At 64.7% G+C, this 14,160-nt stretch carries 5 protein-coding genes; all 5 read right to left on the bottom strand.

Annotation, left to right across the window (positions count from 1 at the left end; genetic code table 11):
* Positions 1-21: 21 nt before the first annotated feature.
* Positions 22-1,170 (bottom strand): cytochrome c biogenesis ResB family protein, encoded by a 1,149-nt coding sequence (locus tag KP001_RS19510; protein ID WP_217287188.1) that lies wholly within the window; start codon positions 1,168-1,170, stop codon positions 22-24.
* On the bottom strand, positions 1,170-2,525 hold the full coding sequence (locus KP001_RS19505) for a hypothetical protein (RefSeq protein WP_217287187.1): 1,356 nt from the start codon (positions 2,523-2,525) through the stop codon (positions 1,170-1,172). The genes KP001_RS19510 and KP001_RS19505 overlap by 1 nt, the downstream gene beginning before the upstream one ends.
* A gap of 154 nt (positions 2,526-2,679) precedes the next feature.
* Complete coding sequence (locus tag KP001_RS19500) at positions 2,680-5,130, bottom strand: CxxxxCH/CxxCH domain c-type cytochrome (protein WP_217287186.1); 2,451 nt, start codon at positions 5,128-5,130, stop codon at positions 2,680-2,682.
* A 25-nt stretch (positions 5,131-5,155) separates the two neighbouring features.
* Entirely contained in the window at positions 5,156-9,769 is a 4,614-nt protein-coding gene (locus KP001_RS19495) for a CxxxxCH/CxxCH domain-containing protein (RefSeq protein WP_217287185.1), read from the bottom strand.
* A 71-nt stretch (positions 9,770-9,840) separates the two neighbouring features.
* Complete coding sequence (locus KP001_RS19490; protein ID WP_239027835.1) at positions 9,841-14,124, bottom strand: CxxxxCH/CxxCH domain c-type cytochrome; 4,284 nt, start codon at positions 14,122-14,124, stop codon at positions 9,841-9,843.
* Positions 14,125-14,160 lie beyond the last annotated feature (36 nt).

Here is a 14,160-nt window from a genome sequence, read left to right as displayed (position 1 = left end):
CAAGGGCCGGTGCGTCCCCGGTTATCCCTTCAGGCTATCCCGCCGCCCTTTCAGCATACGGCCCGCGGTGGTCAGTATCATTCCGAACAACCCGACCCAGAGGCTGCTGAGCACGATGATCTGGCCCGGCTCGTAGCTCACCTTCATGCTGACCCAGTAGCGGACCTCTCGCGCGGAGAGGCGGTATTCACCCGCGTCGTATAGCGCCCCCAGCGGGGTCTGGCTCTTTTCGAAGGTCTGCTGGTCCGCCATGCTCAGGGGGGAACCAAGAGGTTTCACCATGAAGAAAGCCGTTCCCGACTTCGGCTGCACCGGGTCCGGCCGATAGGCCACCTGAAGATCGAAGAGCGGCTTCTCGGGGGCGTACGGGAAGGTGAGGCTGCCGGGGCCGGCCTTGGTCCCGGTGGTGTAGAAGGTCGAATTCGCATCGTGTTTGAGGCTCTGCAGCGGGACGTAGGCTCCGTAGAGTTCCTTCCCCTGCTTGTCGTAGAGAACGGTCAGGACGCTGTACCCTTCCTGGTCGGGAAAGAATTTGAATCCCCTGTATTTGAGGTTCTTGGTGAGGTAGATGGTTTCCTGCTTCTTCACCTCCCCCTCACCCACCGTGATGTCGTAGGCTCTCTTCTTTTCGACGCCGTCCAGTTTGTAGCTGAGGTGCATGGCGTTCAGGGTGGTTTCCCCCTTGAGCCACATGACGTTGAAGAACCTCCCCATCGACACCTGGTCGTAGCTCTGGCGTTCCCCGTTTTGGACCGTCTCCCCTTCGGTAAGCCTCATCGAGCCCCGGAAGAAGAACAGGCTGTTGTAGATGATGCCTATGAACATCGCCACGAAACTGAGATGGAACAGGATCATGCCGAAGGAAGTCAGGGTAACCCTGCGCCCCCAGATCCTGCCGAAAAAACAGCAGGCGACGTTGACGATGAGGAACACCAGGAGGCCGTTGAACCACATGGTGTCGAAGATCATCTCGCCGGAGCGTTGCCCGCGAAACAGTGTCACACCGACCACGCAGCAGGTAAGGATGGCGACCAGCAGGACCATGGCCAGCTTGGCCGAGGCCAGGAAGTCGTAGATCGCGCGCAGGCTCTTGTTTACCGGGTGAATGCGGGGTTCCAGCGGAAAGCGCTCGCCTTCGCTGTCGTTATCGGGTGCTTCTATTTCGGCCATTACAGCTTCTCCACGTTCCAGACCAACTTGCCGCCATCCTTGACCCCGTAGGCGAGGAGTTTCCCGTCAGGAGAGAACACCGGGGGGAACACCATCTCATGCTGCGGGTCCTGTCTGATGATCTTGCCGTCCAGGTCCGAGACCACCATGAAACGCTTGCCTTCATGGCGGACCCGGTAGACCACCTTCTGGCCGTCGGGAGTGAAGGTCGGGCTTATTACCTTGTCGAACCTCGGCCCTTCCTTGCCGTTCACCACCATGAAGATGCTCTTTCCCGTCTGCCCCGGCGTGACCTTGCGGCCAAGATACACCAGGCTCTTGCCGTCCTTGCTGTACGCCAGCTCGCCCACCTCATCGTACGGGCGTATCTGGGGACCGCTGCCGGAGAAAGGCTCATGAAAGGCACAGCTTCCGTTGGAATCGGTCAGGAGGCCGACCCCCTTGTTGCCGGGGCGGAAGACGATCTGACCTACCAGCTTGCCGGGAGGAAACGCCTTTTCCTGACCGTTCCACACCAGGACTTTGCGTCCACCCTTCTCGGCGACATAGGCGACAGATGTTCCGTCCGGGCTGATGGCAAGGTCCTTGATGCTGTCGTACAGGACCCCTTCCTTGACCTGGTCCGGCGTGGCGAGGCTCAGCTCGATCACCCTTTGCTTGCCCTTTACCTCGGAGATAGCGGCAATCCTGCTCTTGTCGTCGCTGATGACCATGACGGCGCCGGTTGCTTCCCTGATCAATTGTTTCTTGAAGTCGAGGTCGGTGACGACCAGCCGCGGCTTGGCGCCCTCCACCGGACTGTCCACGTAAGCCATTCGGGTGCCATCGGCGCTGAAACCGAACTGGTTATGCTCTGTTCTGTAGGCAGGGAAGCTGCGGCCATCGACGACAAAATACCAACGTCCCCCCGTTTTCGCCTGGTACACGACATGGCGGTTGTCCGGGCTGAAAAAGGGGATCTCCAGCTCCTCGACGACCTCCCCCTCCCTCCCGTCGACTACCATCCGTACTTTATCGTCTACGTAGGCCTGGTAGGCCAGGCGCTGTCCATCCGGGCTGAGCGTTGGGGTCAAAATGTTGGTATAGGAGTTCCCCCGGTTGCCGTTGTGCACCACGTGGAATTTGCCTCCCTGCTCCGCGACATAGAAGAAACCTCTGCCGGTGGCGTTGAATTCCACCTGGGGAACATTGCGGATGGCGTTGGCGTTCCATGCGCCGCCTTCTTGTGGTCCTCCGGGGATTTCAGCGACCACAGTGGTCGTGGTGAGCAAAGAGAGGTCTTTCGGTTTGCCGGATTCCTTCTGGCAGCCGGAGAGGCAGACGGCCAACACTGCCGCCAGGGACAGTGCTTTCATACTTCCTGTCATACGTGATCCTTGTCGCCCCTGCCGCCGGCAGGGGCACTGCGCGTGCGGCTCTTCTCCGGCCTTTGAATCCGGCCGGACACCCAAGAAAAATACCCCGCCCTGGATGGGCGGGGTATTGGTCTTTCAGCCTAACCTTGAGGCCCTAGTACACGCCGCCCAGACCGTTAGGGCTGTTGCCCATGTCATTGCCGCAGGTGCCGCCGGTGCCGGTGCAGGTCGAAGGCGAGGCGATGGTGTCGCCGACCGCCGACTTGGGCGACCAGCTGCTCAGGGTGTTGCGAATGAACGCGTACGGCCTGTTGCCGCCCGACCACTTGGAGCCGACGGTACCTACTACCCTGTCATTGAAGCCGTGCGCTTCTTCCATGCGCAGCGGACGGGCGACGCTGGTTGCCGAGTAGGTAGCGCCGACCACACCGTAGCCGTGGCAGTAGGAGCAGTTGTTGAAGGTCGTGGTGCCCATGTTGCTCTTGCCGAGGGTGAACGCCGAGCCGGAACCATGCTGCGTCGAGGTGGTAGCGTACTTGGTCGCGTGGCAGTTGACGCAGAGGTTGGTCGTGGCGGTCGTTCCTGCAGCCCTGATCGGGCCGCGCAGGGTGACCGCTCCGCCGTGCGCTGTGACCGTGGCGGTCTGCACGCCGGTCTGCCCCAGGGTTGCATGGCAGTCCCAGCAGGACATCAGCGGCCCGTACTGGGTATTGTTGCCGTTGGTCTTGGTGACGCCGCTGTAGGGGGCCACCATCTGGGCGCCCTGGACGTAGCTGTTGTTCTGCTTGCCGATGACCGGGTGGTAGGACGCGTTGGTGGTCGTGAAGCCTGCCACAACGTTGACCACGTTACCCGAACCGTTGCTGTTGAAAGGCGCTACGTGGCCGGTGATCGCGACGCCGAAGGGGCGCATCGCGGTCCCGGTGGTGGGAACCTGCGCGTTGGCGCTGGTGGCGCCCGCCGCGTCGTGGCACTTAAGGCAGTGGTTCTGCTGGATTGCAGCGATGATCAGCCAGTTCGGGTCGTTTTCAAGAAGCACACCGAGATTGCGGCTGAACTGGGTGAACTGGACGTCGGTCGTCCCTTCGACGTACGCTCCCGGGGTCGCGCCGTTCCAGGTGACGTTCTTGATGTTGTTCCCGGTGTCGGGGTCGCGCAGGTTGATGTAGCCGTTGCCGTGCACTGCGGAGGTCTTGCCGGTGGTCTTGTCGCCTTCCATGTGGCAGACGATGCAGTCGGCGGCGGTGACGACGGTGTTGGCCGGGGTGCCGCCGTTGGTGGAGCGCTTGTGGCTCCAGGCGCTTTTCATCTCGGCAACGACGTTCCTGCGGGTGGTCGGTCCGCCCAGTGCCTGGGTGGCCGCGGAGGTGTTCAGGACCCCGTTATGGCAGGTGACGCAGTTGAAGACGGATACCCCCCAGATGGCATTGCCGTGACAGGAAACAGTCGAGCAGGTGCTGCCAGCGGCGTTGTAGGCGTAGGTGAACGTAGTACCGGTCTTGGCAACCACGCTATAGCTGCCGGCAGCGTGATTCGCCGGTGAGGCGATGGTGGTGCCGTCGGTGGTGGTCGCGTTGTGGCAGACATCACAGGTCTTGGAGGTGTGCGATGCGTGGCTGTTCATCTTGGGCTCGGCGGCAGTGTGCACAATCACGGTGACCGAGTCGATCTGGATGTTGGAGGCCGTGGTGTCGTTGTCTTTGATGATGACGCCGAAGTTGGCCGATTGCAGGTCAGCCACCGTCCAGGTGGTCCCCCAGAGATCAGTCGGCGTGGTGGTGAGCATGACCGTGCCGTCGGTAGTGGGGAGCGTGGCGGTCTTTGCAGTACCCGCGACGGTGGTGGTGCCGGTCTTGGTCAGGGCAACGTTGATGAGCCCGGAAGCGGCGAGACCGTGCACGGTGACCGAGATCCCCGTGATGGTGTCCCCAGCGGTGAGACCGGCCGCAGTCGTGTTGAAGCCGGTCAGCACCAGAGGCTGCTGAGTAGTGGTGTTGTACACCGCGTAGACGTTGTCGTCGACGTAGGCGTTGGTCGGGGTGGTCCAGCCGGTGCTGGTAGGAGCCGCCGAGGGATACGCCCTGACGTTAACGTAGGTGGGAGCGCCGGTGGTCCCCCCTGTGCCGTGGCAGCTGATGCAGGTGGTGCTTCCGGTGCCCCAGGTGGGCGAAGTGCCGCTGGCGGCTGCGCCGGTAGCCAACGAGGTGCCGTTGGAATGGCAGTAGGTGGCGGAGCAGGTGTTCCCGACCAGGGCGCTGTTGGTGACCGGGAAGCTGTTCCCCTTGCCGTAGGTCGCCCCGGTGTTGCCGTTGATGGGCACTGCCATGTCGATGTTGCCGTTGGCGTGGTTCGCCGCAGCGTTGTTCACGTGGCACTTGGTGCAGGCGTAGCCGTACTGGCCGGCGCCCGAGCCGCTGTGGGTGCCGTGGGAACCCGGGAACTGGCCGGTGGTCCCACCGACGCGGCTCGCGTTGTCGACCGGCGGGTTGCCGTGGCAGTCCACGCAGGTGAGCGCGAGGGCCGTGCCGGGGATGCCGGCGCAGGCCGTGATGGCGCCTGCGACCAGCAGTATCTTTCCAAATTTCTCTCTAAAAACGTTCAGCATTATATCTGCCTCCCCCCGCTGGATACTACCAGGACGGCGTCTCTTTGTAGTGGCAATCGACGTTGGAACAGGTCTTCGGCTTGATCGAGGACGCTACCCCGACGGTACCGTTGTAGACCGGCAGCGAACCGCCGAACTGGCGGGCCGGAGTGATGGAAATGGTGCGCCCGGTGCCAGGGATGGCTTCGCCCATGTTGTGGGCCGCGCCATTATGGCATACGCCGCAGACCTGTGTCCACGAGTTACCGACGCCGAAGGCATCGGAGGCCGGGGTCAGCGTCACGTTGTAGCGCGTCTTCAGGTACGCGATGTGTTTTTCGTGCGCGCCTTTGCCGGTGACTACGCCGGAGCGCTCGGGGAACGCGGACCAGGTGCCGACGTCGTAACCGTGGCAGGTGTCGCAGTTGCCGGCCCCGAACTTGACGCCGTCCATGTGGCGGCGGCCGGCCACGGTGCCGCTGCCGTCGCCGTTATGGCCGTGGCAGCCGGAGCAGTCGGTCACGTCGGTGTTCATGCCGTTATGGGTGCCGGCCGGCTCGAACCCGGTGTTGCCCGGGACCTTGTGGCAGACCTGGCAGTTGGCGACCGACTTGGTGCCGCTCGCGACGTAGTTCGCGCTGGTCCAGGACGGGAACACAGCAGTACCGGCGTTGGCGGCGAGCAACGTGCCGCCGGTGGCTGCCGGGTTGTGGCAGTAGGTATTGTTGCACTTGGTGCCGGTGTAGCTTGCGGTCATCGCACCGTTCTTCGTCGCCATCCCCTGGAACACCGGGATGGAGTTGGAATTGATGTGGCTGAAGTCGGTCGGCAGCGGGCCGTGGCAGGCCTGGCAGGTGTAATCGACCGTCGAGTAGTTGCTGAAGCCGTTCAGCCTTTTCAGGTGAGCCTGGTGCGCACCGACTTTGGGATCGTTGCTGACCTGGCCGATGCCGGCCAAGGTACCGGTGAAGCCGTTCGCGTTTCTCGGCGGCGCCACCACGTAGCGGTTGTCCGGGGTGATGGTGGCGGTTTCGGTGCCGTGGCACCCGGTGCAGCCAAGCCCTGCCACGCCGAAGCCCTTACCGTGCTTGTGGCAGTCGATGCAGTCGCGGCCGTCGGTCCCGAAGTGGTTCCCGAGGGTGGCGGTGGTGGAGTACGGATGCGCCTTGGTTCCGTTCGCGCTTGCGGCGTCGTAGGTATGGCAAATCTCGCAGATCTTGTCGGAGCTGGTCCTCGGCGTCGCGCCGCTATCCCAACCCGGTACCGGCTGGGTCTTGCTGGTGCCGCCGGTCCTTCTGTAGTTGATCGGCTGGCCGGCGCCCGGGAGCTGCCCCTTGGTGGTGTCGGGAGCGGTAACCGTCTCGCGGATGCGGTTCACGTTGCGGGTGGTCGCGCCCCCCTGCACGTGGCAGGTGGTGCAGTCAAACTCGCCGTAACGGGCACCGGGGATACCCCAGCCGCCGTTCGCGCTCCACTTGGTGGAGCTGGTGCTGTCCGAGTTGTGCAGCATCGGGTTATTCACCGTGGAGGTGACCACCTTGTTGGCAGGCGCCGTGTGCGAAACCGCGGAAACGCCCACCGTAGTCTTGTTGATGACGTTCTTCGCAGCCGTGGCCTTGGCGGAGACGGTAAGGGTTACCGAGCCGAGCTGGCCGGAGCCGAGCGAAATGCTCCCCGTGCTGAAGGTCGAGGCGTTGAAGTCGGTGGAGTTGGTCTCCGCCGGGATTGCCAGGTTGTAGGTGACCGCGCCGCAGCCGGCGCCGGAATCGGTGTTCTTCACGGTGACCGTGTACTTCAGGGTGCCGCCGCGGTTCAGGTAGCCGGAGTCGGGGCCAACGATCAGCAGCGGAGTCTTCGGCGTACACGCAACCACGTTCAGGGTGGTCTGTACGTCGCCCGTGGTCACCTGGGCATGGTAGGCATCGGCCGTGGTGAAGGCGCGGGTCTTGCTGACGCCGCTTATGTGGTCCACGGTCGCCTTGACGGTCACGGTCGTGGTCACCTGGCCGCCCGGCGGCAGGGTCAGCGACGAGTTGGCGAGGGTGGGCGGATCGAAGACGTCGAGCGCGTCGGTATCCGAGACGCCCAGGTTGAAGGTGGTGGCTCCGCACCCGCCGTAGTCGTTGTTGATCAGCTTCAGGTTGTAGACCGAGGTGCCGCCGTCAGCGCTGATGGTGGAGGCGATGCCGCCGGTCGCGGTCAAAAGGGTCACGGTCGGGTCGTTGCGCACGCAGGCCGCCCCGGTGGTGAAGGTCATCGGTGTGGTCAACGCGGTCTGGTTGCCCAGGCTGTCCTTGGCCCTTACCTGCCAGGTGTAGGTGGTGCCGTAGCCTAAGCCGGCGGGCGCCCAGTTGTTGGCGGCGATCCAGCCCGAGTTGGCATTGTAGGAAACACCGTCGGTGATGGTGAAGTAGTAGGTGACGCCACCTACCCCGGCGTCGGTAGCGGTGGATGCCTGCAGCGCCACGTTGAGCGGCTGGTCAGTCGAGGTGTCCGCTGGCGAGACCGCGGTAAGACCGGTCGGCGCCGTGGCGTCGACCACTACGGTACGGGTGAGCCCGGAGAGCGCGGAGACGTTGCCCGCAGCGTCCTTCACCCAGGGGTAGAGGGTATAGGTGCCGTCGGCGGCCACGGTGTAGGTGGTCGGCGCGGTCGCGCTCCACCCGGCCGCGCCGGCGGCGGGCTGTGTGCTCGTTGTGGTAATCAGGTAGCGGGAGACCGAGGTGCCGACGTCGGTGCCGGTAAGTCCCGCGATCGGAATATTGCGGCTGGCCGACGGCGTGTTCACGGTGAAGGTCGCCACGACCGGGGCGGTCATGTCGACCACAACGCTGACCGGAGCGCCATAGACGGGCGAAACGTTGCCGCCGCCGTCCTTGGCCCACGGGTACAGGGTGTAGGTGCCAGCCGCGGCCACCGTGTAGCTGGTGGGCGCGGTGGAGGTCCACGCTGCGTCGGTGGCGAGCGGAGCGGTGGCGCTAGTGGTGATCATGTAGCCAGCGACCCCGCTGCCGCCGACGTTGTCGGTAGCGGCGAAGGAGGTGATGGGCACCGCGAGGGTGTTCACCGGGGTGGTGGCGGCGAACCCTGCACTCACGGTCGGCGCCACGGAGTCGGAGCTCAAGGGGGTGAGCCCTGCGGTCCAGACATCGGTAGCGTTGTAGTAGTTGGTGTAGGTGTCGTACTCGAAAATCTTGTAGTAGTAGGTGGTGCCGGCCACCAGTCCCACGCTGTCGGGGATGGTAGAGGCGTTCCCCACGTAGCGAACGGTGCCGCCGCTGCCGAATGCCGCGCCGAGGCCGTAGGTCGTGCCGTCCACAGGCTTCGTGGTGTCGGTCTTGGCGCCAGCGTAACGGACAATGATCACGTTCTGCCCGGGGGTGCCGTAGGTCCAGTTGAGCGTAATGGTAGTGCTCGTCGCCGTATTGGTCCCCCACGTGGAGGCGGCATGGGTGTTGATCAGGGTGAGCGTGGTGTCCGCGGTGTCGCTTCCCGCCAGCACGTTGCCGCTGGTGATGGCGGTTACACGTGCCGTGGTGGCGGTGTTCCCGGCGGGAGCACCCGCCGCACGGGTCTTGTAGGTGACCAGGATCTTGTAGCCGGCCGAGGTGTTGGTCACCGGAATCGCGGTGCCGCCCGAGAAGCTCCAGGTATCGGAGCCGGGGTTGTTCACCGTGGAGAAGTACTGGGTGGTCCCCGCCTCGTTCCAGATCTGCATGCTGGCGATGGCCGCGTTGTTGGTCGTGGTGACGGTGAGGCCGGTCACGGTGTCGGTGGTGCCGGCCGAACCGGTCACCAGCGAGAAGCCGTCGATCTTCTGGCTGGCCGCGCCCGGCGCCACGTTGGCCGTAGTGCCGATGGTGCCGTTACCCAGCGTGGTCGTGGCCGGGTTCAGGCCGATGGCCGCGAAGCCGTAACGCTGGGTGGTCCAGGTGGGGAGCGGGTTTTCCGTCCCGGTAGCGGTGATCTGCTTGGAACCGACCGCGTCCTCGTACAGGGTGCTGTTCGCCGTGTCGAAGTGCTCGGTGTAGCCGGTCGGCACGGAAGCTGCCAGGGCGGTGTTAACGTTGGAGCCGTAGATGGCCCAGCCGCCATTGGTCACGTTGATGGTGCCGCTGGTCGGCGTGGTCGCAGAGGTATCGGAGGCAACCGCGCGGGACCCGGTAATCGGAGTCCCCTGGTCCACGTTGGAGTAGAAGGCCGCGGAGACACCGCAACCCGTCTGCGGGGCGGAACCCCATGTGACGGTGAGGGACGGGGTGGTCCCGGTCGCCGCCACGATGCCGGTTTCCTTAAGGTATCCGAACCAGACCTTCTGGCGGCTCGTGGTGTCCGTCGCCACGATCTTCGTGAGCGCCTGGCCGCCGTAGCTCACCGTCGGGGTGAAGGTGGTGATGGCAGTGCTGTAATCCGCTACCACCTTGACCACGAGGAGGCGGTTGCTCCCCGCCCCCTTGGCCAGCGTCATGGCCGGCAGCGTCGAAGTGGTGCCGGTGCCGAGGATGGCCCACTGGGTCTGCACCGCTACCGCAGCCTGGGCGTCCCTCACTTGCTTCATCTGCAAAAGGAGCACGGTCGCCAACATGGTGAACATCGCGATCAGGCAGGCTTTAGCGCCCCACCCCATGCCCCTGATATTTTTAACGATCACTTTTCCCATGTCAGTTCACCTGCCTTTGCACTCGATGTGTCGTGGTTGCTTGCTTCTTGGTAGTACACATTCATGCCCCCCTATTGCGGCAGCCCGATGTGGCAGGCTGCGCAGGCCAGCGGCCCCTTGGTGCGCCACTCCATCTGCGTGCCGTTGTGGCAGGCGACGGTGGAGCAGGTGCCGCCGACGTAGCTCGGGGTGGTCCGGGCCTGGTCGTAGGAAGCGGCGGTCTTGTAACCGTTCACGCGGGTCCAGGAGGTGTAGATCGACTGGACTGCATCGACACCCGGCCTGAGCTGCGCCTTGGACTTGATGTTGAACGGACTCATGAACACCACGTCGACGTCGCCGTTGATGTGGGTCTGGTTGGTTGCCAGTACCTGCAGGCTCCCCTTGAGCGGTGCCGAGCTGCCGTGGCAGCTGGAGCAGGCGTTACCCTTGTCGTTGTACGACACGGCGACGGTCGCGTTGTGGCACAGGTTGCAGCTGAAGGTGGTCGAGGTGTTCGGGTCACCGTGAGCCGCGCCGGAGCCTACCCCGCCAGCGACCGGGATCCTCGCGCTGTAGCCGTCGAAGATGTCGGCGTAGTGGTTGCCGATCACGTGGCGACCGTGGGCCGCGGAACCTTCGATACCGCCGGAGTTCGGCGAGTTGCCGTGGCACTGGGCGCACTTGTCGACGCTTGCCCACGGGTCGGTCGCGTACCAGTTCGGCGTGGTCTGGTACAGGTACTGGTTGGTGGTCGTCGAAACGTAGCCGTTGGAGTGGCAGTACACGTTGGAGCAGACCACGTTGGATCCCATGGTGTAGCTGACGATCCAGGGGCCGCCCGCCTTGTTCTTGGTCTTGACGGTGCCGGCCAGGCTGTGGCTCGGGTCGAGGTCGAGCTCGACGGTGGAGTTCTTGTGGGTGCCGGAATCCATCGGGTGGCAGAAACCGCAGCCGTACTTCGGGAAGCCGTCCTTGTACTCGATGGAGTAGATCCACGAGGTATCGATGAAGTCCCCGTTGGAGAGCTTCTTGCCCGCAAGGAACAGTTCCGCGTCGGTGTGCATCTTGTGCGCTCCGATCAACTCCTTGTTGACGCAGGTCGGATCGTTCTGCGCACAGGCGTTGACCGAGGAGTGGCAGCCCAGGCAGTCATCGACGGTGACCTCGATGGAGCCGTTCATATGCTTGCTCTTGTCCACGAAGGCGACGTTCGACTGCGCCACGTGGTTGTGGCAGGCGCTGCAGTTGGTGCTCGTGGTATGCGGGTACGCCGGCGGGTTCATGTGGCACTTGCCGCAGCCGGTGCCGCCGAGATAAGCCGGGTCGTTCCAGGACGGGGCGGAGCCGCTACCCTGAGCCGAACCGTCACCCTTTCTGAGACCGGCGTGGCAGTAGGTGTTGTTGCAGATCCGCCCGCTGGCGGTGTAGCTCGGCGCCATGGCGGCCCCTTCAACCCCGCCCGCGATGCTCGGGTGGGTGGCGAGAGAGCCCCAGGTGAGGGTCGCCGGCAGGCCGTCCATGTGGCCCGCGGCATCAACCGTGGCCGGTACCGAATGGCACTGGTCGCAGGTGATCGGGTTGGAATAGTTGTGGCTGCCGGCAAGGTGCGATACGTGGGTGCCGGTGTAGGGGCTGGCCGGGCTCCCCGCAGTGTCCTTGAAGGTTGCCGAGGTGATGGCGGTGTTGGCCGAACCGTGGCACTTCTCGCATGTCGGCAGCGTGGTCGAAACACCCCAGTTGCGGGTGGCGCGACCGTGGCAGGCGCTGGTGGAGCAGGTGCCGTAACCGTCGCCCGGGGTGTTGTCCGCCTGCTGCGAGTAGGTGGTGCCGGTCCCCTTGCCGGTGAAGGCGAGGTTGATGGTCCCGTCGGCGTGCGGTGCCGCCGTCGTGGTGGCGGAGTAGCCGGTGCCGTGGCACATGGAGCAACTGTACGCGGAGTCCACGGTGTGGCGCTTGTGGCTTCCGAGGTTCAGGTCGTTGGCGTTCTCCTGCAGGGTGGACATGTCCTTGTGGCAGGAGGCGCAGGTCATGGAGCCGTTGGCACCCCAGGCGGGGTTGCCGGAGGTGGTGGCGCTTCCCATGCCGCCAGGTGCCTGGACGTTGCTGTGGCAGTAGGTGGAGCAAGTCTTGTTCGCCTCGGTGTAGCTGCCGCCCAGGCGGAAGTCTACGTCGCGGACGCGGTTCACGTGGTTAGAAGAGTAGTCGCGCATCTTGGAGGCGACACCCTGGTCCACGGTGGTGTTGTGACAGTTGGCGCAACCGCGGGAGTCAGCCATGGAAGCGGTGTGCTTCTCGTGGCTGTTGGCGGTCTTGAGCGTCCCGTCGTACTTGTTCGCGTAGTTCGGCGCGCCTGCGGCGCTGGTCCAGGTCGCCCCGGCGCTCTTGCCGTGGCAGCCGTTGCAGCCGAGCTTGCCGTTGCCGCCCCAGGCCTTCTGGCCCGTCATGCTGACGAAGACCGGAACCTGCTGACCGGAGCTGTGGCAGTAGGCGTTGGAGCAGATGCCGCTCGCCGTGCTGTAGCTCGACCTTCCGCCGGCCTTGACGCCGGAGTAATCCTTGAAGTTGTCCAGGTGGCCGGTGCCGGTGACCAGGGTGTTGCTGCCAAGCGACACGGTAAGCGCGTGGCACTCGGCGCACATGAGGTTGTTGTCGCGACCCATGGTCGTGTAGTTGTTCATGTGCGACTGGTGCTTGCCGGTCGCCATGGCCGGAGTGCCCAATCCTGCGGCGCCGCCGTGGCAGCCGGAGCAGTTGGCCGGCATGCTGCCGCCCCAGACCGGGGTCTGGGCCTGAACGCCGTTGCCGTTGGAGTGGCAGGAGTTGGAGCAGGTGCCGTCATAGGTGCCGATCGGGTGCTTCACGACCGGAGAGGCGCTGTAGTTGATCGCCTCAACGGTGCCGTTGGCGTGGGTCAGGCCGCCCGAAACGCCGCTTGCCGCGCCGTTGTGGCACTTGTCGCAGCCGGTACCAGGCTGTGCCAGGTGCTTGGCGTGGCTGCCGGTAGCCGGTGCGCCGTTGGCGGCGAAGGCGCCGGTCCCCTTGTGGCAGGAGGCGCAGCCGGTGCTGCTCCCCCATACCGGGGACTCCAGCGCGGCGGTGCTGTACGGGTCGGCGTGGCAGGATGCAGTCAGACAGGTCCCGGTGTAGGTGCCGGGGGCATGCTTCTGAACCGGCGTCGCGGTGTAGTCGTTGGCGACCTCAACGGTGCCGTTGGCGTGGGACAGGCCGCCGTTCGTGTTCTTGACGGCGCCGTCATGGCACTGGTTGCAGGCCGAGCCGGCAAGAGTCATGTGCGAGTCGTGGCTGCCGGTGGCAGGTGCGCCGTTGGCGGCGAACTGGCCGATGCCGTTGTGGCAGGCGGAGCACCCGGCGGAGGTTCCCCACACAGGAGAGGTGGTGGAAGCTACCGAGTAGGGGCTCGCGTGGCACGAGGCAGTGGAGCAGCGGCCGTAGCCGTTGCCGGGTGCCCCCGCCTTGTCGTAGCTCCCGAGGCCGACGTCGATGCTGCCGTCCACGTGGGTCGCCGCCGCGTAGGACGTAGGGAGCGCGTTAACGTGGCAGTTGCTGCAGTCGCCATTGGAGGCCAGGTGCCGGCTGTGGCTGCCGGAACTCAAGGTGCTGGTCCTGTGGCAGGTGCCGCAGGCGCCGGAGGCTGCATTGCCCCAGTTGGGCGCAGCGTAGTCGCCTCCCCCCAGGGGACCGCCCGTCGCGTTCTGGCCGGAACTGTGGCAATACATGTTGGAGCAGGTACCCACTACCCGCGAGGCGCTCTGGCTCGGCAGGTATGCGAAGTTGGACCCGGCATAGGAGCCGACGGTCACCGCTATGTTCCGCCCTGCGCTGGTCGCGTGCTGGAACGGCTTCGCGTTTTGGGTATGGTCGACGTGGCACTTGGCGCAGACGGTAAGCTCGCTGCCGTACAGCGCCAGGTGCTTGGAATGGGCGTAGCTGTCGGGCGCCGCCAGGTGGCAGACCCCGCAGGTAGTCGCGCTGGGTTGATCAAGGGCCGTGATCCCCCATTCGGGCGTGGTGGCCTCGAAATGGCAGTTCACGTTGGAGCAGGTACCAAGAACCGCGGGGGGAACCGAGGTCTGGTTGAAGAAGCCCCTGCTGTAGCTGGCGCCCGCGTGACCGTTCAGGTTGGACTGCACCTGGATGATCCCGTCGCGGTGTCCGGTGGTGGTCACCTGGGCACCGTGGCACTTGGTGCAACTGGTGGCCGACGCCGCCGCATGCGTCTGGTGGTTGCCGCGGAATGCACCGGTATCCGGCTCGCGCTCACCCGTTGCCGAATCAAGCGGAGGCATGGTGTGGCAGTCGACGCACGTGAGGTTGTATTGCGGCGCGGCCAGCGCCTGCGATGCAGCGAACATCACAATTCCGAACAGCAGAAGCGGAAGGAGGGCTCG

It is taken from the genome of Geomonas subterranea (assembly GCF_019063845.1).
Classification (GTDB): domain Bacteria; phylum Desulfobacterota; class Desulfuromonadia; order Geobacterales; family Geobacteraceae; genus Geomonas; species Geomonas subterranea.
Note: the sequence above shows the minus strand (reverse complement) of the source record. Positions and strands in the feature narration are given on the sequence as shown.